This window comes from Actinomyces sp. Z16, from assembly GCF_003111765.1.
GTDB classification, from domain to species: Bacteria; Actinomycetota; Actinomycetes; order Actinomycetales; family Actinomycetaceae; genus Actinomyces; species Actinomyces glycerinitolerans.
The window spans coordinates 2499230-2521369 of sequence record NZ_CP027862.1; the positions used below are offsets into that span (position 1 = coordinate 2499230).

The 22140-nt window shown below is 70.2% G+C and carries 13 protein-coding genes and 3 tRNA genes; 3 read left to right on the forward strand and 13 right to left on the reverse strand.

What is annotated here, in order from left to right; translation table 11 throughout:
- Positions 1–16 precede the first annotated feature (16 nt).
- The 6 genes from C3B71_RS10370 to C3B71_RS10395 all read right to left on the reverse strand — a co-directional run bounded on the left by C3B71_RS10370 (position 17) and on the right by C3B71_RS10395 (position 6024).
- On the reverse strand, positions 17–2749 hold the full coding sequence (locus tag C3B71_RS10370; RefSeq protein WP_108967902.1) for a DNA translocase FtsK: 2733 nt from the start codon (positions 2747–2749) through the stop codon (positions 17–19).
- Between the two features lie 54 nt (positions 2750–2803).
- Entirely contained in the window at positions 2804–3718 is a 915-nt protein-coding gene (locus C3B71_RS10375) for a PfkB family carbohydrate kinase (protein WP_073331344.1), read from the reverse strand.
- 47 nt (positions 3719–3765) lie between these two features.
- Entirely contained in the window at positions 3766–5400 is a 1635-nt protein-coding gene (locus tag C3B71_RS10380) for a ribonuclease J (RefSeq protein WP_108969824.1), read from the reverse strand.
- A 288-nt stretch (positions 5401–5688) separates the two neighbouring features.
- Positions 5689–5764 (reverse strand) — tRNA-Glu (locus C3B71_RS10385).
- Between the two features lie 33 nt (positions 5765–5797).
- A tRNA-Glu gene (locus tag C3B71_RS10390) sits at positions 5798–5870 on the reverse strand.
- Between the two features lie 82 nt (positions 5871–5952).
- A tRNA-Gln gene (locus C3B71_RS10395) sits at positions 5953–6024 on the reverse strand.
- An 894-nt stretch (positions 6025–6918) separates the two neighbouring features.
- Here C3B71_RS10395 and C3B71_RS10400 point away from each other — a divergent pair.
- Positions 6919–7533, forward strand: coding sequence for a hypothetical protein (locus C3B71_RS10400; RefSeq protein WP_146752347.1), 615 nt, complete (start codon positions 6919–6921; stop codon positions 7531–7533).
- A 137-nt stretch (positions 7534–7670) separates the two neighbouring features.
- On the opposite strand, the gene gltX is transcribed toward C3B71_RS10400, so the two are convergent.
- Positions 7671–9245, reverse strand: coding sequence for a glutamate--tRNA ligase (gltX, locus tag C3B71_RS10405; RefSeq protein ID WP_108967906.1), 1575 nt, complete (start codon positions 9243–9245; stop codon positions 7671–7673).
- 220 nt (positions 9246–9465) lie between these two features.
- On the opposite strand from gltX, the gene C3B71_RS10410 reads away from it, so the two are divergent.
- The gene (locus tag C3B71_RS10410) at positions 9466–10722 is read left to right on the forward strand and encodes a MalY/PatB family protein (RefSeq protein ID WP_108967908.1); all 1257 of its coding nucleotides are present in this window, start codon (positions 9466–9468) and stop codon (positions 10720–10722) included.
- A 15-nt stretch (positions 10723–10737) separates the two neighbouring features.
- On the opposite strand, the gene C3B71_RS10415 is transcribed toward C3B71_RS10410, so the two are convergent.
- The 6 genes from C3B71_RS10415 to C3B71_RS10440 form a co-directional block, all read right to left on the reverse strand.
- On the reverse strand, positions 10738–11565 hold the full coding sequence (locus tag C3B71_RS10415) for a fumarylacetoacetate hydrolase family protein (RefSeq protein WP_108967911.1): 828 nt from the start codon (positions 11563–11565) through the stop codon (positions 10738–10740).
- A gap of 158 nt (positions 11566–11723) precedes the next feature.
- Positions 11724–13241 (reverse strand): alanine/glycine:cation symporter family protein, encoded by a 1518-nt coding sequence (locus C3B71_RS10420; protein ID WP_108967913.1) that lies wholly within the window; start codon positions 13239–13241, stop codon positions 11724–11726.
- 138 nt (positions 13242–13379) lie between these two features.
- Positions 13380–14891 carry an alanine/glycine:cation symporter family protein gene (locus C3B71_RS10425; RefSeq protein ID WP_108967915.1) on the reverse strand — a complete coding sequence of 504 codons (1512 nt, stop codon included), beginning with the start codon at positions 14889–14891 and terminating at the stop codon, positions 13380–13382.
- 3 nt (positions 14892–14894) lie between these two features.
- Positions 14895–16385, reverse strand: a complete 1491-nt coding sequence (locus C3B71_RS10430) for an alanine/glycine:cation symporter family protein (protein WP_108969826.1) — start codon at positions 16383–16385, stop codon at positions 14895–14897.
- A 70-nt stretch (positions 16386–16455) separates the two neighbouring features.
- Positions 16456–17916 carry an alanine/glycine:cation symporter family protein gene (locus C3B71_RS10435; protein ID WP_108967917.1) on the reverse strand — a complete coding sequence of 487 codons (1461 nt, stop codon included), beginning with the start codon at positions 17914–17916 and terminating at the stop codon, positions 16456–16458.
- A 192-nt stretch (positions 17917–18108) separates the two neighbouring features.
- Positions 18109–19338 (reverse strand): DUF4241 domain-containing protein, encoded by a 1230-nt coding sequence (locus C3B71_RS10440; RefSeq protein WP_159097675.1) that lies wholly within the window; start codon positions 19336–19338, stop codon positions 18109–18111.
- Positions 19339–19427: 89 nt separating this feature from the next.
- Between C3B71_RS10440 and C3B71_RS10445 the strand changes: the two genes are divergently transcribed.
- A complete protein-coding gene (locus C3B71_RS10445) occupies positions 19428–22118 on the forward strand; it encodes a DEAD/DEAH box helicase (RefSeq protein WP_181574825.1) in 2691 nt (896 codons plus the stop codon).
- The last annotated feature ends 22 nt before the right edge of the window (positions 22119–22140 follow it).

The following is a 22140-nucleotide window of genomic DNA, read 5'->3' on the forward strand; positions in this document are numbered from 1 at the left end:
ATCCCCGCCGCACACCTCACCAGGAGGCGCCGCGGCCGGTCAGGCTCCAGGCGTCCTCGGAGTCCTCCTCGGCGGCCAGGTCGTCCCAGGACTCCGACTCGCTCAGGCCCCGGTCGGCCTCCAGGGGGTCGGAGCCGTAGCGGTCGGTGGGCAGCGTCGTCGTCGTGGCGTCGGCGCTGCCGTCAGCGTCCGCGGCGGGCGCGGCCGCCTCCGCATCCGCCTCGCCGCCGGGGGCGGCGCCCTCGCCCTTGATCCAGGCGAGGGTCTCCTCCAGCTGCTCGGGCTGGACCAGCACCTCGCGGGCCTTGGAGCCCTCCGAGGGCCCCACCACCTCGCGGGTCTCGAGCAGATCCATGAGTCGGCCGGCCTTGGCGAAGCCGACTCGCAGCTTGCGCTGAAGCATGGAGGTGGAGCCGAACTGGCTGGTGATGATCAGCTCGGCGGCCTGCAGCAGCAGGTCCATGTCGTCGCCGATCTCCTCGTCGATCTGCTTCTTGACCTCCGGGACGATCACGTCCTCGCGGTAGTCGGGCTGCAACTGCCCCTTGACGTGCTCGACGACCGCGCGGATCTCCGACTCGGTCACCCAGGAGCCCTGCACGCGCACCGGGGTGGAGGCACCCGGACCGAGGTAGAGGGCGTCACCCTGGCCGGTGAGGGTCTCGGCGCCGTTCTGGTCCAGGATGACGCGCGAGTCGAGCTGGGAGGCGGTGGCGAAGGCCAGGCGGGAGGGCACGTTGGACTTGATCAGTCCGGTGACCACCTGGGCGACGGGCCGCTGCGTGGCCAGCACCAGGTGGATACCGGCGGCGCGGGCCAGCTGGGTGATGCGCTGGATGGAGGCCTCGACGTCCTTGGGCGCGGTCATCATCAGGTCCGCCAACTCGTCGACCACCACCAGCAGGTAGGGGTAGGGGGCGATCACCCGTTGGGATCCGGGCAGGGGCTGCACCTCGCCGGCGCGCACCGCCTTGTTGAAGTCGTCGATGTGCTTGAAGCCGAAGGAGGCCAGGTCGTCGTAGCGGGCGTCCATCTCCCGCACCACCCACTCCAGGGCCTCGGCGGCCTTCTTCGGGGAGGTGATGATCGGGGTGATCAGGTGCGGGATGCCCTCGTAGATGGTCAGTTCCACGCGCTTGGGGTCCACCAGCACCATGCGAACCTCCTCCGGTGTGGCCCGCATCATGATGGAGGTGATCATGGAGTTGACGAAGGAGGACTTTCCGGAGCCGGTCTGCCCTGCGACCAGCAGGTGCGGGGTCTTGGCCAGGTTGGTGACCACGTAGTCGCCCTCGACGTCCTTGCCCAGGCCCACCACCAGCGGGTGGGTCTGCTTCTTGGCGGCCTGGGAGCGCAGCACGTCGCCGAGCTTGACCATCTCGCGGTCGGAGTTGGGGATCTCCACGCCGATGGCGCTCTTGCCGGGGATGGGCGTGAGCAGGCGGATCTCGTCGGAGCCGACCGCGTAGGCGATGTTCTTCTCCTGGCTGGTGACCCGGGAGACGTTCACGCCGCGCCCCAGGTGGACCTCGTAGCGGGTCACCTGCGGGCCGCGCGTGTAGCCGGTGACGGTGGCGTCCACGCCGAACTCGGTGAACACGTCCTGCAGCTTGTTGACGATGGCGTCGTTGGCGTCGGTGCGGGTGGCGTGTCCGTGGCCGGGCTCGAGCAGGGACTCGTCGGGCAGGCGGTAGGTGGAGCCGTCGGGCAGCTGCATCTGCCCCAGGGCGATGGCGTCGGCGAAGTCCTGTTCGTCCTGTTCGGCGACGGCGGGGGTCTCCTGGGTGACGGCGTCGGGCTCACTCCGGGGCGCGGGGACGGCATTCGGCTTGGAGCCGGCGGACTTCGCGGACTTGCCGGACTTGCTGTTGCCCTTGGCGGCCTTGACCGCCTTGGGCCGGCGTGCGGGGGCGGCGGGGACGTCGTCGTCCAGGGGCACGTCGACGGGCGGATCGGGCAGCACGCTGGTGGCGGAGTCGTCGCCGGCCAGCGTCGGCGCGGCGGGCAGCTCGGCGGGGGCGCTGGTGCGCTTGCGCCGCCCGCTGCCACGCGGGCGCTTGTCGGTCTCGATGGCGCTGCGGAAGGCCTCGTCGCCGTCGTATGCGTCCAAGCGGGTGGTGGAGGCCTCCTCGTCCGCACCGGCGACGGCGCGGCGCACCCGCCCCAGGGTGCGAGTGGCGAGGTTGGGGGCGGTCTGGCCGGCGTCGTCGACGCCGGCGCGGCGTTCGTTCAGGCGCTCACGGATCTCCGCGACCGTCTTGCCGGAAATGACCAGGGCGGAGAAGACGATCAGCAGGACGAACAGGATCACCGCGCCGACCGCACTGAACAGGGTGGCCAGCGGGTAGCCGACCACCCAGCCGAGCAGGCCGCCGGCCTGCTCCAGGGGGGCGATCCCGTGGTCGAGGGCTGGGTTGCCGGAGGTCACGTGGATGATGCCGGCCACGCCGGTGAGCACCCCCAGGCAGCCGACCGCCACGCGCACGGGCGTGCCGGCGAAGCTGCGGGCACGCAGCATGGCCACGCCCAGGACCGCCAGCAGCACGGGCACGGCGATTCCGAGCACGCCCAGCGGCCCGGCGGCGATGTGGTGCAGCACGCCGCCGGCGGCGCCGGAGATGCCGAACCACTCGCGCAGTCCGATCACGACGGCGAGCGCCAGCACGACGAACGCCCAGCCGGTACGGCGGTAGCGTCCGCCGGCGGGCTGAGCGGGGGGCGGCGAAGTCTTGGTGCGAGAATTGGCCATGGTGTCGTTAACGCTACCCGTGCGCTCGGCGGGCGGCGGGCCTGCCACGCCGGGCTAGGCGCGCAGGAACGCGTCTATCTCGTCTCGCCGCGGGGCGCGGGCCGGCCCGACCCGGCTGACGGCCTCAGCGGCGGCGGCGTTGGCCCGGCGGGCGGCGGCGACGACGTCGAGCCCGTCCATGAGGCCGACCACCAGCACGCCCGTGTGGGTGTCGCCGGCGCCGGTGGTGTCCACCACGTCGCGGGCAAACCCGGGCACCTCGATGCGGTCGCCGCCCACGGGCCACATGACGCAGCCGTGCACGCCGGTGCGACGGACCAGCAGGCCGTCGGGGCAGGCGCGGCGCAGCGCCTCGGGGCTGCCCAGGCGGGCGGTCAGCTGGGTGGTTTCGAAGTGATTCCCGGTCAGCAGGGTGGTGCGGCGCAGGACGGGCAACAGCACGTGGTCGGGGATCTCCGGCTGCACGGGGCCGAGGTCGACGACCAGCCCGACGTCTTCGGGCAGACTCAGCAGCCAGGAGGTGAGCACGTCCCGGCTGGAGCGGTGCACCAGGTCGTAGCCGGTGGCGTAAACCCAGTCGCCCTCGCGCAGCTCGATGCGTTGCAGGTCCTCCAGCTGGGGTTCGGCCTCCACCCCCTCGGTGGTGATGAAGGTGCGCCTCCCGCTGGGCTCGATCAGGGTGGTGCAGGTGCCGATGTCGCCCACCAACTCGTCCACCAGCAGTTCCACGCCGTCGTGCATCATCGTCTCGCGCACCTGGGCGGAGTTGGGGCCGGTGCCCAGGGTGGCGGCCAGGGCGGCGGGCAGCCCCTGGCGCGCGACGGCGGAGACGACCGTGTAGCCGCCGCCGACCGTGGGGCCGGACGAGGTGGCGGTGACGGCGCCGCCCGGCGCGGGGACGCGCTCGACGTGCAGCGGCAGATCGATCAGCACGGAGCCGGTGGAGATGAAGCAGGCGGGGCGGCGCATGGCCCGCTGACCGTCGCCCTGGTTGATCAGGGTGCTGCGGAGCGCGCTCATGCTTCGATGACCACCGGGACGATCATGGGCCGGCGCCGCAGCCGGCGGCCGATCCACCGGCCCAGGGTGCGGCGCATGGCCTGTTGGAGGGAGTGGGCGTCGGCGTTGCCCTTGTCCAGGGCGTCGGCGAGCGCGTTGGTGACGTCGGGCAGGACCTCGTCGAACACGGAGTCGTCCTCCGCCACGCCCCGCGCCTGAATGTCCGGGCCGGCCAGGATGGTGCCGGTGGAGGTCTCGACGACGGCGTAGACGGACACGAAGCCCTCCTCGGCGAGGATGCGCCGGTCCTTGAGCTCGGTCTCGTCGATCTCGCCGACCGAGGAGCCGTCCACGTAGACGTAGCCGCAGGGCACGGAGCCGGCGATGCGGGCCTTGCCGTCGACCAGGTCGACCACGACGCCGTCCTCGCACAGCATCACCCGCTTGGGGTCGACGCCGGTCTTGACCGCCAGGGCCCCGTTGGCCACCAGGTGGCGGATCTCGCCGTGAATCGGCATGACATTGCGGGGGCCGACGATGTTGTACACGTGCAGCAGTTCCTCGGAGGAGGCGTGGCCGGACACGTGCACCTTGGCGTTGCCCTGGTGGACCACGCGGGCCCCCAGGCGCATGAGCTGATTGATGACCCGGTATACGGAGTTCTCGTTGCCGGGAATCAGGGAGGAGGCGAAGATCACCGTGTCTCCGGGCTCCACGGTGACGGAGCGGTGCTCGCCGTGGGCCATGCGGGACAGGGCGGCCATGGGCTCGCCCTGGGAACCGGTGACCATCAGCACGCGTTCCTCGGGCGGCAGGGAACTGAGGTCGCGGGCGTTGACCAGCACCCCCTCGGGTACCTTCAGGTAGCCGCGCTCGGCGGCGATGCCCATGTTGCGCACCATGGAGCGGCCGATGAAGGCGACGCGGCGCCCGTGCAGGGCGGCGGCGTCGAGCACCTGCTGGACGCGATGCACGTGGCTGGCGAAGGAGGCGACGATGATCTGCTGCTCGGAGTCGGCGAAGACGCCGTCCAGGACCGGGCCGATTTGGTTCTCATGGCCGATCATGCCGGGGACCTCGGCGTTGGTGGAGTCCACGCAGAACAGGTCCACGCCCTCGTCGCCGAAGCGGGCGAAGGAGCGCAGGTCGGTGATGCGCCCGTCGATGGGCAGGGAGTCGATCTTGAAGTCTCCGGTAATCAGCACCGAGCCGGCGTCGGTGCGGATCATCGCCGCCATGGCATCCGGAATGGAGTGGTTGACGGCCACGAACTCCAGGGCGAAGGGCCCGTAGGAGACCTCCTCGTGTTCGGAGACCACGCGCAGCACCGGGTGGATGCGGTGCTCGGAGAGCTTGGCCGCCACGAAGGCGAGGGTGAGGTCGGAACCGATCAGGGGAATGTCCTCGCGCAGACGCAGCAGGTAGGGCACGCCGCCGATGTGGTCCTCGTGGCCGTGGGTGAGCACCATGGCGACCACGTCGTCGAGGCGGTCCTCGATGTAGGTGAAGTCGGGCAGGATCAGGTCGACGCCGGGCTGGTCCTCCTCGGGGAAGAGCACGCCGCAGTCGACGATGAGCAGCTTGCCGTCGACCTCGAAGACGGTCATGTTGCGCCCGACCTCGCCGAGGCCACCCAGGGGGGTGATGCGCATCGCTCCGTCCTGGAGCGGGCCGGGGGCGCTGAGCTTGGGGAAGTTGGTCACGGCGGCGAGTGTAGCCACTCGCCCGGCCGGGGTGAGCCATCGGGGGCCTCCCGCACGGAGTTTTCGGGGTGTCGGTGCCGGATGCGGAGGCGCCCGCCGCGCCAAGGCCCTGCGCCGCAGGGCTTGGTTATCGCCGGTATTGCGTGGAGGGTAAACAAAAACCCGGCCACGTGGGCCGGGTCGGGAACGGCGCCGACCTCGGGAGCTTGACTTCCGGAGGGGATCCTCGGCGCTCGGTGGTACCCCGTGCCGGATTTGAACCGGCGCTGCCGCCGTGAGAGGGCGGTGTCCTGGGCCGCTAGACGAACGGGGCCTGCCAACTGACTCCGCGAGGAGCCGTGGCTCGTACCCCGTGCCGGATTTGAACCGGCGCTGCCGCCGTGAGAGGGCGGTGTCCTGGGCCGCTAGACGAACGGGGCGTGCGTATTGAATTGTTCGAGGTACTGAGGCCGTACTCTGCCCATCAATACGATGGGCTGGTTGGCTGCTTTCAGCACTCGGCTGGGGTACCAGGACTCGAACCTAGAATGGATGAACCAGAATCACCTGTGTTGCCAATTACACCATACCCCAAGAGATTGGTGCACCCGCGCGGCTTACGCCCGGGCAGCGATCGGTAATCTACACGGCCTCCCCGCCAACGCCAAGTCAGATCGCCGTGAGTGCAGCCACACCCTGTGTGTGCGCCCCGCCCCGGGTCACAGCGTCCGGTGCGTAGTCCATGGCACCACACCGCGCCGGGTCACAGCGTCCGGTGCGTAGTCCATGGCGCCACACCGCCCCGGCGCCCGCCCGCACGCACACGTGTTTGGCTCATGAACACGAGTTTTAGAGGTTTGCAGGCGCTGTACACGTGCAAACCTCTAAAACTCGTGTCAATGCCGAGAACTCGTGTATGTCGACTACGGGCCGGAGCATCGGCCGGTCGCCGGTCTCTTCACCGGCGTCCACAGGTGCGGTTCGTGCACCCCTTGTCCACAGAACTCGCCGCCCCTGGTGGCACCACGCACACCCCGACCGCAGGATCGGCGCATGGACGCTTATCCGACGCCGCCGTCTCTCCCACCGGTCATCCTGTCGGCGGTAAGTAACTTGCCACATCTGCCGAGCCGCCCCGGCCTCATGCGCCTCATGCGTGGCGTGTACTTCAGCCCCTCCGAACAGGCCGAGGTGTGGCGGCAAAAACGCGAGGTCAGCCTGGCGCGTTGTCGGGGCGCATGGGAGACGCGCCGATCCGCCACTGCCCTCACTCACGAGTCCGCCGCGCTGGTACACGGTCTGTGGGTGCGCGATGCCGAACCAGATGTTTGGACCGCCGTTCCCAGACGTCCCTCGGCACCTACCATCGTCCTGCCTGCGATGGAATTCCGCCGCGGAAGAACTCCCCGCCTAGCGCCGAGGGGTGCGGCTGTGCGAGCGGTGCACCTGCGCAGACGCAGACTGCAGATCCCGAGCGAGCAATTGGTCATGATCCAGGGCATCATGGTGACCGACCTCATGCGCACCGCGGTCGACTGTGCTTTCGATCTGCCGGCGTGCCAATCCATCACCATCGTGGACTCGGCCATGCGCGCCCTGGTCCGTCCGGATCGTCGCGACCCTGCTGGATCACAGCATCGCTGGCAGGAGGTTCGCAACAGGTTTCTGCAGGCGGTGGAGGAACAGGCCGGTCGGAAGGGCGCCGTCCGTGCGCGGGCGGTCGCCCGAATCGCCAGCCCCTTCTCGGAGTCCCCAGGTGAGAGCGTGGTGCGCTGGCAGGTCGAGGCCCTCGGGCTGCCCTCCGCGGCGCTACAGCAGCGGGTCGACATTCCTAGCCAGGGGCGCCATTTCTTCCTCGATCTCGCCTGGCCTGCGCTGCGGATCGCCGCGGAGTACGACGGCCGCGAAAAATACACCGTTACGGGGACGACCTGGGATGAAAAGGTCCGCCAGGATCTCATCCAGGAGGCATCCGGTTGGACCTTCAAACGGTTCACCGCCGAACACCTGCGCGACGCGGCCCGACTCTGTCAGGACGTCCTGAGCATGTTCCCGCCCGCCGTCGCCGCCAATGCCCGACGACGCCGGGGACTATGGGACTGAAGAGCCTGCAAGTACACGCGTTCACGTCGCGTACACGAGTTTTAGAGGTTTGCGGGCGCTGCGCACGTGCAAACCTCTAAAACTCGTGTCAACGCCAAGAACTCGTGTACGTGCGGGCTCCGCAGGTTCCAGCCCAGTCAGCCCAGGCGGGCACGCAGGGCGCGCAGGCGCGCCAGGGAGGACTCCGCCCCCAGGATCTCCATGGACTCAAACAGCGGCGGGGAGACCTGCCGGCCGGTGACGGCCACGCGCAGCGGCCCGAAAGCCAGACGCGGCTTGATCCCCATGCCGTCAACGATGGCGGCACGCAGGGCCTGCTCCAGCACCTCGGTGCGCCACGGCCCGGGCAGCGCCTCGAGCGTGGCGATGGCGGTGTCCAGCACCTGCGGGGCCGAGTCCTTCAGCCGAGACACGGCCCGCTCCTCGAGCTCCAGGTCGGCGTCGTCAACCAGCAGGAAGCCGAGCATGTCGCGGGACTCGCGCAGCAGCTGGATACGGGTCTGGATCAGTGGGGCCGCCGCGGTGAGGATCTCCTGCTCGCGCTGCGTCAACTCGGCGAAGGAAGTGGCGCTGACCAGGGGACGGGCCGTCCAGTCGGGATCGGCCGGGTCGGGGTAGACATCCGCCAGGTAGGGCACCAGCCGGTTGCGGAAGTCCTCGCCCTCCAGACGGCGCAGGTGCTCGGCGTTGATGGCCTCACACTTCTTCGGATCGAAGCGCGCCGGGTTGGGGTTGACGTCGCGGATGTCGAAGGCCGCCACCAACTGGTCGGGGGTGAACACGTCCTCGTCCTTTGACAGGGACCAGCCCAGCAGAGCCAGGTAGTTGAGCAGCCCCTCCGGCGCCATGCCGCGGAAGCGGTGAATGAGCAGGTTCGACTCCGGGTCGCGCTTGGACAGTTTCTTGTTCCCCTCCCCCATCACGTAGGGCAGGTGGGCGAACTCGGGCACCCGCTGCGCGCGCCCGATCGCCATCAGGGCGCGATACAGGACCACCTGGCGGGGCGTGGAGGACAGCAGGTCCTCCCCGCGCAGCACGTGGGTGATGCCCATGGCGGCGTCATCAACGGGGTTGACGAGCGTGTACAGCGGGTCGCCGCCGGCACGCACCACCACGTAGTCGGGCACGGAGCCCGCCTTGAAGGTGACCGGGCCGCGCACCAGGTCGTTGAAGGTGATGTCCTCGTCCGGCATCCGCATGCGCAGCACGGGCCGGCGCCCCTCGGCGCGGAAGGCCGCCTTCTGCGCCTCGGTCAGGTCGCGGTCATAGCCGTCGTAGCCGAGCTTGGGGTCCTCGCCGTTGGCGCGGTGGCGCGCCTCAATCTCGGCGGGTGTGGAGAAGGACTCGTACAGGTAGCCGGCCTGCAGGAGCTCGTCGGCGACCTGCCGGTACAGCGCGGTGCGCTGAGACTGGCGGTAGGGGGCGTGCGGGCCACCCTTGGCCACTCCCTCGTCCCAGTCCAGGCCGAGCCAGCGCAGCGAGTCGAGGATCGCCTCGAAGGACTCCTCGGAGTCGCGGGCGGCGTCGGTGTCCTCGATGCGCAGCACGAAGGTGCCGCCGGTGTGCCGCGCGTACGCCCAGTTGAACAGGCAGGTGCGCACCATCCCGACGTGGGGCGTGCCCGTGGGCGAGGGGCAGAAGCGGACGCGGATCGGTGAGGATCCGGGGGCGGGCGGGGTGAAGGCGGGGGCATTGGCGGTGTCGTCACTCATGATGGGCCAACCCTAGCCGCCCGCGCGCCCGGCTCCCACACGCGGCCGCCTACGGCGCTGCCGGCAATGGTTCACGCCACGCCCGGCTCCCACACGCGCCCGCCGACGGCGCTGTCGGCGATGGTTCACGCCACGCCCGGCTCGCACGCGCGCCCGCCGACGCCGCTGCTGCCACTGCCCGTCACACCACCGCAGCGGGCGGTCTTCATAGACTGCCCGCATGAGTACCGCCAGCCCTGCGCCCGACGCCGTCCCGCCCGTATTCAATGCCGCCGCCACCACGGCCGCCTTCGATGCCCTGACGCCCGACGTGATGCGGCGGCGCGGCTCACTGAAGTGGACCATGTACCCCGGTGACGTGATCGGCGCCTGGGTGGCGGAGATGGACCTGGGCACGGCGCCCTCGGTTACCGCCGTCCTCCAGCGCGCGGTGACGGACGGCTCCTACGGCTACCTGCCCCCGCAGGTTGCCGAGTCCGTCCGTGAGGAAACAGCCCGCTTCCAGGGTGAGGCCTTCGGCTGGCGGGTGGATGCGCAGGACGTGAGCCTGCTGCCGGACGTGCTGTCCGCCCTGGGCGCGGTGATCGCCCACCACACCCGACCGGGCAGCGCCGTGATCGTGCCGACCCCGGCCTACATGCCCTTCCTTTCCTACCCTGGCCTGTACGGACGCGAATGCGTGCAGGTGCCGTCCCTGCGCACCGCGGCCGCCGACGCCGCCGCGGGCACGACCTGGGCGCTGGACCTGGACGGTATCGAGGCGGCGATGGCCGCCGGCGCCGGCCTGCTGGTGCTGTGCAACCCCTGGAACCCGGTGGGGCGGGTGCTGTCGCCCGCCGAGCTCGACGCCGTCGCCGCGCTGTCCGCCCGCTACCGGGTGCCGGTCTTCGCCGATGAGATCCACAACTCGCTGATCCTGGACCCGCAGGCCGTGCACGTCCCCTACGCCTCACGCCCGGGCACCGACCCCGACCTGACCTTCACCGCCACCGCCGCCTCCAAGGGCTGGAACACGCCCGGCCTCAAGTGCGCGCAGCTGATCGCCTCCGCCGGAGCCCGACGGGCCTGGAATGACAGCCCCCTGTCCAAGCACCTGGCCAATGAGGCGTCGCTGCTCGGCGCGCAGGCGACCGTGGCCGCACTGCGCGACGGGCAGGAGTGGAACGCCTGCGTGCGCGCATACGTCCGCGACAACGGTCGGCTGGTGGCCGAGACACTCGCCGAGGTTGACGGCCTCGAGCTCACGGTCCCGTCCGGCACCTACCTGGCCTGGCTGGACTGCTCCGGCCTGGAGCTGCCCGACGGCGTGACCCCGGCCGACTACTTCCGCCGCGAGCCGGGGGTCGTCATGAACGACGGGGCCGCCTTCGGGGCCGGCTACGAGTCGTTCTGCCGGCTCAACCTGGCCACCGGGCGCGGAATCATGCGGCAGGCGCTCCAGCGCCTGGTCGACGCCGTCGCCCGCCTGCGCTCCTGAGGCGGGACGCCCGCTTCAGCGCCGCACGACCGGGTTGCCGAAGGAGCCGATTCCCTCGACCTCGACCTCGACCCGCTTGCCGGCGTGGATCTCACCGACGCCGGCGGGCGTGCCCGTGAGTACGACGTCGCCGGGAAGCAGCGTGAAAATGCGCGAGACGTAGGCGATCAGTTCGGGAACCGAATGGATCATGTCGGCGGTGTTGCCCTCCTGCACGACCCGCCCATCCACGCGGGCACGCACCACGGCGTCGGCGGGGTCGAAGGCGGGGCGTTCGCCCGCGGGCTCCGGAATCTCGATCCAGGGCCCGAGCGGGCAGGAGGTGTCGAATGCCTTGGCGCGGGTCCAGGTGCTGTCCTGGCGCTGGCAGTCGCGGGCGGAGACGTCGTTGGCGACCGTGTAGCCGAGCACCGCGGCGGCGGCATCGCGTGGGGAGGCGTCCTTGACGACCGTCTTGATGACCACGGCGAGCTCGGCCTCGTAATGGACCTCGCGCGACCAGTCGGGCAGCACGATGGGCATGTCCGGGCCGATGACGGCCGTGTTGGGCTTGAGGAAGACGATCGGGTCGGCCGGGGCCTCCCCGCCCATTTCGGCGGCGTGGGCCGCGTAGTTCTTGCCTATGCCCACCACCTTGGAGCGTGGGATCACCGGGGAGACCAGGCGCGCCTCGTTCAGGGGCACCACCTCGCCGGTCGCCTCGGGGACGGTGTACAGCGGGTCGCGCTTGAGCACCAGCAGGCGGCCGGCGGACTCGCCCGAGGGGGCCGCCTCATCGGTGGGCAGGCCGTCAACAATGCCGTAGCGGAGCTCGTCTCCCGTGGAAAAGCGTGCGATCTTCATGGCATGACCCTAGATGATTGACGCCGCGCGGGCGGACGAGTGCGGCGGTACCGCACGGGCCCGCGAGCGCCGTCGCGCCGCGCGGGCGGACGAGTGCGGCGGTACCGCACGGGCCCGCGAGCACCGTCGCGCCGCGCGGACCGGCCGAATCCGCCCGCCTATTCGGCAGAGACTTCGACCGCGTCCAGGTCGCGCTGGACCGCGGACTCCTCGGTCCAGATGTCGCCCGGCAGCTGCGCGGGCAGGAAGGGGTTGTCGGTGGCCACGAAGTAGATCTTGTCCCGCAGCCCGGCCTGCAGCTCCGCCTGCTGCTGCTCCCAGTCGCGCAGCGCCCCGAAGGCCCACTTGCCCAGGCTGAGGACCGCAATGATGTTGATGATCGCCATCAGTCCCATGACGACGTCGGACAGGTTCCACACGAAGGTCAGCGAGGCGACCGCACCCAGTGCAGCGGCGACCACAATCATGGCGCGCACCCCGTAGTGGCGGCGCCCCATGCCACGTAGGAAGTCCATGTTGACCTCCGCGTAGGCGTAGTTGCCCAGCAGCGAGGAGTAGGCGAAGACGAACACCACCACGGCCATGAGGTACTGGGCCCAGGGGCCGAGCACATTGCTGACGGAGTTGACGGTCAGCGTGCCGGCGGCGTCAACGTCGGCGGTGGCCGGGTCGTAGACGCCCGACAGCAGGATGATCAGCGCGGTGGCGGTGCAAACCACGATGGTGTCCACGAACACGCCCATGGACTGGATGAAGCCCTGCTGCACCGGGTGGTGCACCGTGGCGGTGGCGGCCGCGTTCGGCACAGAGCCCTCACCGGCCTCGTTGGAGAACAGGCCGCGCTTAATGCCGTTCAGGGCCGCCGCCATGAAGCCGCCGCTGAGCCCCCAGAATGCCTGGTTCGCCCCGAAGGCGCCCTCGAACACGGACAGCAGGGCGCCCGGAATGGCGCCGGCGTTCAGCACCAGGATCACTACGGCGATGATCACGTAGATCAGAGCCATGAGCGGGGCCAACCACTCGGTGATGGCGGCAACCCGCTTGATGCCCTTGAAGACGACGGGCGTCGTGATCAGCACCAGCACGATGGCGGTGACCCAGGGCTCGATGTTGAAGGTGCCCTTGAGCACGTTGGAGATCGCGTTGGCCTGAGTGGCCTCGTAGGCGAAGCCGAACACGAAGGTGATCACCACGGCGAAGATGCTCGCCCAGGTCTTGGAGCCCAGGCCCTTGTGGATGTAGTAGGCGGGGCCACCGCGGAAGGTGCCATCGGGGTGAGCGACCTTGAACAGCTGGGCGAGGGTGGACTCCACGAATCCGGTCGCCATGCCCACCAGGGCCACCAACCACATCCAAAACACGGCGCCCGGCCCGCCCATGGTGATGGCGATGGCCACGCCGACGATGTTGCCGGTGCCCACGCGGGATGCCAGCCCCACGGTGAAGGCCTGGAAGGAGGACATGCCCTCGCCGACGGCGCCGCGGGAGGAGGTGATGGTTCGCAGCATCTGCCCGAACAGTCGCAGCTGCAGCGCGCGCGTGCGCCAGGTGAAGTACAGGCCGGCGGCGATCAGCAGCCAGGCCAGCAGGTCGCCGTAGAGATGATCGGAGATGTTCTCCAGTACCTTGGCGGGGCCGTCGAAGAAGCCGGCGGTCGGCAGAACGGTGGGATTCATGGGTCTCCGGACGTAGTCGGGATGCGCCGGCGGGAGGGCGCGGGGGCTGGTCGCGCGGACCACCCCTTGACGGTTTGAGCCGTCCCGGAACCGCAGGCGCCGAAGCCTGCGGATGAGGCGGAACGGTCCTCACTGTATTTAGTTCACGGCGTCATCCGCCTGTAATGTTGGCGATCTCACGGCGTCGTCATCCCATACGTCACCGGGCAGCGGCCTGGGCAGGTAGGGGTTGTCGACGGCGACGAAGCGGACGTCCGCGGCGCTCTGCACCCCGGCGACGACCCGGGCGCGCTGGTCCTCCCAGTCGCGCAGCACGCCAACCGCCCACGGGGTCAGCGCCACCAGGGCGATCAGGTTCAGGACGGCGCCGATGCCGAGCAGAACGTCCGCCAGCGTCCACACGGTGGTCAGGGCGATCCCACCGCCGATGAAGGCGCAGGCGACGGCGGCCGCGCGCAGCGCCGTCGTCACCCAGGGCGTGCGGGTGAGGTAGTCCAGGCACACCTCCGCGTAGGAGAAGGCGCCCAGGATGGTGGAGTAGGCGAGCACGAACACCAGCAGCGTCATCGGCCAGCTGGTCCAGTCCCCCAGCGTGGCCCCGATCGCGGTCTGGGTCAGGGTGCCGGAGACGTTTGGATCTTTGAGGCCGGTGACGCCGGGAGTGTATACGGCGCCGTCGGAACGGCCCGCGATCAGGATGGCCAGGGCGGTGGCGGTGCACACGAACAGGGTGTCCACCAGCACGCCGAAGACCTGCACGAAGCCCTGCTGAGCCGGGTGGGCGACCGTCGCCGAGCCGGCGGCGCAGGCCGCCCCGCCCAGGCCGGCCTCGTTGGAGAACAGGCCGCGGCGCACGCCGTTGAGCAGTGCCGCGGTGATGCCGCCGGCGGTGCCGGCCAGGCCGGCGCGCAGGTTGAAGGCGGCGGCGAAGATGTCGCCTATCGCCTCGGCGGCCTGCAGCGGGTGGGTGATGATGATGACCAGCACCAGCAGCAGGTACAGGGCCGCCATGATCGGGGCCAGCCACTCGGTCACCCGTACCACCGAGCGCAGCCCGCCCAGCAGCACGGGGGCGACCAGCACGGTGACGATGGCCGCGCCCCACCAGGGGTTGAGGCCGGTGGAGGCGCCCAGCGCCGCGGTCATGGCGTTGGCCTGCACCATGGGCATGGCCAGGCCGTTGGCCACCATGAAGACGACGGCGAACACGCCGCCGAGCACCGGCAGGCGCATGCCGCGGGCCATGTAGTAGGCGGGGCCGCCCCGGTAGGTGCCGTCGCCGCGGCGCACCTTGAACAGCTGCCCCAGGGAGGCCTCCACGAAGGCGGTGGCGGTGCCGAGCAGGGCCACCACCCACATCCAGAACACGGCCCCGGGACCGCCGAGGACCAGGGCGAGTGCGACGCCGACGATGTTGCCGGTGCCCACGCGGCAGGCGAGCCCCACGGCGAAGGCCTGGAAGGAGGAGATGCCGCCGCGAGCGCCGGACCGGGAGCCGGCCACCGAGCGCATCATGGAGCCGAGGTGACGCAGTTGCAGGCCGCGGGTGCGGATGGTGAACCAGGCGCCCGCGCCCAGCAGCAGCCAGATCAGGATCGTGCCGAACAGCAGATTGGAGGCGCCGGTGAGTAGTTCGTTCAGGGTGTCCATGGGTCAGTTCCCCGTCAGTCGGGCGTCGTCGACGGCGTCGAGTGGGCCGTCGACGGTGGCGATGGGATCCTCCCACACGCCGGGCAGGGTGTCCCCCGGCATCAGCGGGTTGCCGTGGCCGACGAACACCGGGATGACGCCGACGGCGCGCTGGGCCTCGTAGTCGCGCAGGGCGCCGCGCACCCACGGGAACAGGCGCACGATCACCACCAGGTTGATCACGCCCAGCAGGCCCAGGGCGATGTCGGTCAGTGCCCACACGATCGGCAGGGTCAGGACGGTGCCGGCAAAGGCGGCGGCGGTGAGCAGAATGCCGAAGGCCTGCTCGGCGCGCCGCTCGCCGCCCAGATAGTTGACGTTGACCTGGGAGTAGGAGTAGCAACCGAGCACGGTGGAGAAGACCAGCACGAAGATCAGCACCACGATCGGCCAGGTGGTCCACTGCCCCAGGTGCTCGGCGACGGCCTGCTGGGTGAGGACGGCGCCGACGAGTCCCTCGTTGCCGGGCTGGTAGGTGTCGGTGGCCAGCAGGATCAGCAGGCCGGTGGCGGTGCACACCAGGCCGGTGTCCACGAACACGCCGAAGGACTGGATCAGGCCCTGGCGGACGGGGTGGCTGGTGGTGGCGGTGCCGGCGGCGTTGGGGACGGTACCCAGGCCGGCCTCGTTGGAGAACAGGCCGCGGCGCACGCCGTTGAGAACGGCCGCGAGCATGCCGCCCGCGGTGCCGAACAGGGCCTGGTCCCGGCCGAAGGCGCCGCGGAAGATCTCCCAGAAGACCGTGGGAATCTCACCGAGGTTCATCAGGATCACCACGATGGTGACCAGCACGTAGGCCAGGGCCATCAGGGGTGCAACGACCTCGGTAACGCGGGCCACGGACTTCAGCCCGCCGAGCACCACCGGACCGGTCAGCAGCACCAGGGCCACGCCGACCATCCAGGGCTCAACCGTGGACACGGTGGCGTTGACGACGCCGGCCAGGGAGTTGGTCTGCACCATCACCACCGTGACCCCGACGCTGACGATGCACATGGCGGCGAAGATGGCGCCCCAGGTCTTGGAGCCGAGTCCGTTCTTGATGTAGTAGGCGGGCCCGCCGCGGAAGGTGAAGTCGCGGCCGCGCTCCTTGAAGATCTGGGCCAGGGTTGACTCGGTGAAGCTGGTGGCCATGCCGATCAGGGCGACCACCCACATCCAGAACAGGGCGCCGGGGCCGCCGGCGACGACGGCGAGCGCCACCCCGGCGATGTTGCCGATCCCGACGCGGGCGGCCAGGCCGACGGCGAAGGCCTGGAAGGAGGAGATGCCGCCCTGGGCGCCGGACCGGGAGGAGGCCACGGCCCGCAGCATGGAGCCGAAATGCCGCAGCTGCACGGCGCGGGTGCGGATGGTGACGTAGATGCCGACGGCGATCAGCAGGGCGGCCAGGAAGTAGGTGTAGAAGATGTCGTCTACCTGGTTGAGGGTGTTCTCCAGGTTCGCGAGGCTCATGGCGGGTTGAGACATCGGGGCTCCTTGCGGGTGGGGCTCTAGGGGGCGGTGGCTGGGTGGCGGTAGGCGGTCAGTTCCAAACGTCGCCGGGCACGTCGGCGGGCAGGTGGGGGTTGTCGTGTCCAACGAAGACGGGCTCTTCAACCCCGGCGCGGCGCTGGGCCTCCCAGTCGCGCAGGGCGCCCACCCCCCACTTGGACAGCAGGATCAGGGCGACGAGGTTGGTCACGGTCATCACGGCCATGGCGATGTCGACGGCGTTCCAGACGATGTCGAGCGACAGCACGGCGCCGGCGGTGGCGGAGACGACTGAGACCACGCGCACCGTCCAGGTGGCCCAGGTCTTGCCGCCGGTCAGGAAGGACATGTTGGTGTCGGAGTACACGTAGGCGGCGATGATCGACGAGTAGGCGAGTACGAAGATCAGGACCGCGATGGGCAGGATGGTCCAGCCGCCCAACTCGTGGGAGACGGCCATGATCGTCAGGGTGGAGGGGTTGGCGCCGTTGGCGCCCCAGACCTCGGGTCCGGCAATGAGGATGACGAAGGCGGTGGCGGTGCACACCACGATCGTGTCGATGAACACGCCCAGGGACTGGATCAGGCCCTGCTGCACCGGGTGGGCGACGGTGGCGGTGGCGGCCGCGTTCGGGGCGGTGCCCTGGCCGGCCTCGTTGGAGAACAGGCCGCGCTTGGTGCCGTTGACGACGGCGGCGAGGATGCCGCCGCCCAGGCCACCGACCAGCGGCTGGGGGGCGAAGGCGGAGGAGATGATCAGGCCGAGCACCTCCACGAAGCGGCCCAGGTGCATCAGGCAGATGATGAACACCAGGACGATGTAGATGCCCGCCATGATCGGGGCCATCCACTCGGTCACGCGGGCGACGGTGCGGATGCCGCCGAAGATCACCATGGCGGTGAACACGAAGACCAGGGCGGCGATGACCAGCTGGGCGGCGGAGAAGCCGCCGAAGCCCTCGATGGCGGAGCCGTCGTCGCCGATCGCGCCTAGAAGCGTGCCGGCCACGGCGTTGGACTGCACGGAGGTGATGATGAAGCCGCAGGTGACCAGGGTGATGACGGCGTAGACGCCGGCCAACGCGGGGCTGCCCACGCCGGATCGCATGTAGTAGGCGGGACCGCCGCGGAAGGAACCGTCGTCGGCGCGGACCTTGAAGATCTGGGCGAGGGTGGCCTCGAAGAAGGCGGTGGCCATGCCCACCAGGGCCACCACCCACATCCAGAACACGGCGCCGGGCCCGCCCATGAGCAGGGCGGCGGCCACGCCGAAGATGTTGCCCACCCCCACGCGCGCGGCCAGGGAGATGGCGAAGGCCTGGAAGGAGGAGATGCCGCCGTGAGCGCCGGCGCGCGAGGAGCTCACCGCCCGGAACATGTTGGGCAGGTGGCGCACCTGGACGGCGCGGGTGCGGATCGTCAGGAACAGGCCGGTGCCGACCAGCACCCACATGGTGATGTGGGCGGTGATCCAGTCGGCGATCGAAAGCAGACTGTCGGCGAGAGCTTCCATGGGCTTGCGACCTTCCGCGTGGGGAGACGGGAACGCGCGGCATCATCGCACAAACCCCGCCGCGACCCGACATCCGTCCACATGTTCATACGCCGTCGGCATTGCCAGGGTGGTCGAGCCGTCGACTTGGGACTCAGGGCTGCGACTGTGCGAGCGGCGGCGCCACCGCCTCCCGGACGACTCCGTAGTCGATCATGAGCTGCACCGGACGATCATCGCGGTCGAACCCCCAGTAGACGGCGTAGGTGCCGTCCCCCATCCGGAGCTCGTCATGACCCCGATGGGCCCGGCGCCATAGTCGAACATCGTCATATCCTCCCAACGGCGCTCCGGGAACGGATTCCAGACATTCCACCACTGCCGCCGCGTCAGACGTATGTATGCGGCGGCGTCGACGATCGCGGCGGTGCCCGAGTCCACGCCCACAGCGGTCCCGCACCCTGGGAGGAGCGCGGCCGCACGCCAGTGCACGGCCTCGGCGTCGGCGAGCAGCACCCGGACGGCGGCGACTCGCTCGTAGGAGCCGGTGTCGGTCTCAATCGTCGCCAGCAGCGCCTGGGCGGTGGCATCCCCCGGCGGCACGCGCAACGCACACGCGTACATCATGTTCGCGCCCGAGCCGGCGTCGCCCACCGCGAACACGCCCGCGTGCGGAAAGCCCCCAATGGTCTGCACCCTGACCGCCAGTACCTGTGCCCGGCGCTGGGCCTCGGCGATCGCCTGCCGCCACAGGGGGCCTTCGATTTCATCCACCTGTTCCGCCAGCTCGAACGTGTCCACGGGCACGCGGGACCAGCCGTCGTGGAACAGTGCGCCGGGGTTGGGGCCGTCCGCGTCCGGGCTGAGACTAATGTCCTCATAGGGTGCCGTCCCGTCCGGCGCGTGCAGCCAGCTGTCGCGAAGCTCCTGCGGCACCAGGGTCTGGCCGGGATCCTCGTGGTACTCGTCGATCCTGTCTATCAGCCAGTCCCGCGAGTCGTTGCGCAGGACGACTTCAACAATGGGCCAGCCCCGGCCGCCGGTGCGCGCCACCCGCACCCGGGCCCAGTTCCCGTACTCCTCGGCCCGCTCCACCTTGCAGGTCTGTGGACTGTAGTCGCTTTCCGAGGAGAAACCGCGCACGCGCTTAACCCAGGACCGCTCGGTCCGGTGGGCCGCTTCGACGGCGTGCAAAGCCTGGCTCCAGGCGTCAAAGGGATCGGGTTCAGAGCGCTTCTCGCCGCCTTCCCTGCTCCGCTTGCGGGCTCCCCCGGGACCGGCGGAGTGCCGGCCGGCGGTCGTCTCCTCGTCATCCGGCGGATAGAACAGCGGCTTCACCCGCGCGTGGGCGGCGGCATAGTCCGCCAGAAATGCTTCTACTCGGCTGCGGGGGTCCATATCCGGTCCAATCGTGTGGGTGATGGTGTCCTGCAAGCCTGCCACATCCATATCCGTCAGCCGGGAGACCGTCAAGGAGCGTCAACCGGGGCGACCGCCCCGGGGCCGGCGGAGCGTCGTGAGACCATGACCGCATGCCAGCCACCTCCGCGCCCGCGCTCAACGTCATGCTCGACGCCCTCATCCCCGCCGACGACGCGGAGCGCGTCCCGGAGCCGGAGGAGGTCTACCTGGCCTTCGCCGAGTGGGCCGAGTCCACCGGGCGGCCGCTGTATCCGCATCAGGACGAGGCCCTGAGCCAGATCCTGTCCGGTCGGCACGTCATCGCTGCCACCCCCACCGGCTCGGGCAAGTCGATGATCGCCCTGGCCGCGCACACCGCCTCCCTGGCGCGTGGCGGCCGCTCCTACTACACGGCCCCACTCAAGGCGCTGGTCAGTGAGAAGTTCTTCGAGCTGGTGGGCCTGTTCGGGGCGGACAACGTCGGCATGGTCACCGGCGACACCGCCATCAACGCCGCCGCCCCCATCATCTGCTGCACGGCGGAGATCCTGGCCAACCAGTCCCTGCGCGAGGGCGAGGCGCTGGACGTGGACACGGTGGTGATGGACGAGTTCCATTATTACGCCGACCCGCAGCGCGGCTGGGCCTGGCAGGTGCCGCTGCTGGAGTTGCCGCAGGCGCAAATGGTGCTGATGTCGGCCACGCTCGGGGACGTGTCCTTCTTCGTACGGGACCTGCGCGAGCGCACGGGCCGGGAGGTCGCCGTCGTCGACGACGCCGTGCGGCCGGTGCCCTTGGAGTGGGAGTATGCGATTGAGCCGATCGGCGACCTGCTGCAGCGGCTGGTGGGGCAGGACAAGACGCCCGTGTACTTGGTGCACTTCTCGCAGAAGGAGGCGGTGGAGCGGGCCTCCGCGCTGCTGAGCGTGGACCTGGGGGTGAAGAAGCGTAAGGAGGAGTTGGCGGCGGCCATCGGCGACTTCCGCTTCGGGCCCGGTTTCGGGCGCACCCTGTCGCGGCTGCTGCGCTCCGGCATCGGCGTGCACCACGCCGGCATGCTGCCCCGCTACCGGCGGCTGGTGGAGCGCCTGGCCCGTACCGGCCTGTTGTCGGTGATCTGCGGCACGGACACCCTGGGCGTGGGCATCAACGTGCCCATCCGCTCGGTGGTTTTGACCAGCCTGGTGAAGTTCGACGGCGCCAAGGAGCGGCACCTGACCGCCCGAGAGTTCCACCAGATCGCCGGGCGGGCCGGGCGCGCCGGCTTCGACACCCACGGGTATGTGATCGTGCAGGCGCCCGAGCACGTGATCGAGAACGCCCGCGCCCTGGCCAAGGCCGGCGACGACCCGCGCAAGCGCCGCCGGATCGTGCGCAAGCAGGCGCCCGAGGGGCGCGTGAACTGGACGGACAAGACCTTCGAGCGGCTGCGCGACGCCGCCCCGGAGACACTGACCAGCCAGTTCCAGGTCACCACCACCATGGTGCTGAACCTGATGGAGCGCGACGGCGATCCGGTGCGGGCCATGGCGCAGCTGCTGGAGCGCGTGCACGAGCCGGAGGCGGCCCACCGCCGGCACGTGCGCCGGGCGATTGAGATCTACCTGTCCCTGCGCACCGCCGGGGTGCTGGAGCACGTCTCCTCCGCCCAGGCCGCCGCCGACGGCCGCCCCCGGCTGCGCCTGGCCGTGGACCTGCCCGACGAGTTCGCCCTGAACCAGCCGCTGGCCCCGTTCGCGCTGGCGGCCATGGATCTGCTGAATCTGGACTCGCCCGAGCACACGCTCGACGTGGTCTCGGTGGTGGAGTCGACCCTGGACGATCCACGGCCGCTGCTGTACGCCCAGCAGCGGCAGGCCCGCGGCGAGGCGGTGGCCGCCATGAAGGCCGAGGGGATGGACTATGAGGAGCGCATGGCGGCCCTGGAGGACATCACCTGGCCACAGCCGCTGGCGGACCTGCTGGCTCCGGCGCTGGAGATGTATAAGCAGTCCAACCCGTGGGCGGCCGAGTACGAGCTGAGCCCGAAGTCGGTGGTGCGGGACATGGTGGAGAGCGCCATGACCTTCTCCGACCTGATCTCCCGCTACGACCTGGGCCGCAGCGAGGGGGTGGTGCTGCGCTATCTGACCGACGCCTACCGGGCGCTGCGGCAGGTGGTGCCCGAGGAGCACCGCACCGAGGAGGTGGAGCAACTGACCGACTGGCTGGGCGACCTGGTGCGCGCCGTGGACTCCTCCCTGTTGGACGAATGGGAGGCGCTGGGTGCCGCCCAGGCCGGTCACGCCCAGGAGGGCGCGGCGCTGTTGGAGCGGGAGGCCGCCGACGGGGCGGCCGGGGCCGAGCGGGCCTTCGGGGCCGACGCCGACGGCAGGCTGCCGTTCACCCGCAACCTGCACGCCTTCCGAGTGGCGGTGCGCCGGGAGATGTTCCGCCGCGTGGAGCTCATGGCGCGCGACGACGTCGAGGGGCTGGGACGGCTGGATGCCGCCTCCGGCTGGGGCGAGGACCGCTGGGATGAGGCGCTGGGCCGCTACTGGGACGAGTACGACTGGATCAGCACGGATACGCCTGCCCGGGCGGTGACGCTGGCGCCCCTGGATGAGGCACCGGATGATGCGGCCCTGGCGGCGGCCGGGGTGTCGGAGCGGCTGCGCGAGGCGCTGGCCGGCTCGGGGCGGCGCGTGTGGTTGGCCACCCAGATCCTGGAGGACTCGGCGGGCGACCACGACTGGCGGCTGACAGCCCTGGTGGACCTGGCCGAATGCGACCAGGCCGATGCCGCCGTTGTGCACCTGCTGCGTGTCGGCCCGCAGAGCTGAGCGCCGCCGGCTGCCAGGCGGC

Coding starts and splice junctions, on each gene's coding strand:
- C3B71_RS10370 (WP_108967902.1), bottom strand. CDS start 2,749: ATGGCCAATTCTCGCACCAAGACTTCGCCGCCCCCCGCTCAGCCCGCC.
- C3B71_RS10375 (WP_073331344.1), bottom strand. CDS start 3,718: ATGCGCCGCCCCGCCTGCTTCATCTCCACCGGCTCCGTGCTGATCGAT.
- C3B71_RS10380 (WP_108969824.1), bottom strand. CDS start 5,400: ATGCGCATCACCCCCCTGGGTGGCCTCGGCGAGGTCGGGCGCAACATG.
- C3B71_RS10400 (WP_146752347.1), top strand. CDS start 6,919: ATGATCCAGGGCATCATGGTGACCGACCTCATGCGCACCGCGGTCGAC.
- gltX (WP_108967906.1), bottom strand. CDS start 9,245: ATGAGTGACGACACCGCCAATGCCCCCGCCTTCACCCCGCCCGCCCCC.
- C3B71_RS10410 (WP_108967908.1), top strand. CDS start 9,466: ATGAGTACCGCCAGCCCTGCGCCCGACGCCGTCCCGCCCGTATTCAAT.
- C3B71_RS10415 (WP_108967911.1), bottom strand. CDS start 11,565: ATGAAGATCGCACGCTTTTCCACGGGAGACGAGCTCCGCTACGGCATT.
- C3B71_RS10420 (WP_108967913.1), bottom strand. CDS start 13,241: ATGAATCCCACCGTTCTGCCGACCGCCGGCTTCTTCGACGGCCCCGCC.
- C3B71_RS10425 (WP_108967915.1), bottom strand. CDS start 14,891: ATGGACACCCTGAACGAACTACTCACCGGCGCCTCCAATCTGCTGTTC.
- C3B71_RS10430 (WP_108969826.1), bottom strand. CDS start 16,385: ATGAGCCTCGCGAACCTGGAGAACACCCTCAACCAGGTAGACGACATC.
- C3B71_RS10435 (WP_108967917.1), bottom strand. CDS start 17,916: ATGGAAGCTCTCGCCGACAGTCTGCTTTCGATCGCCGACTGGATCACC.
- C3B71_RS10445 (WP_181574825.1), top strand. CDS start 19,428: ATGCCAGCCACCTCCGCGCCCGCGCTCAACGTCATGCTCGACGCCCTC.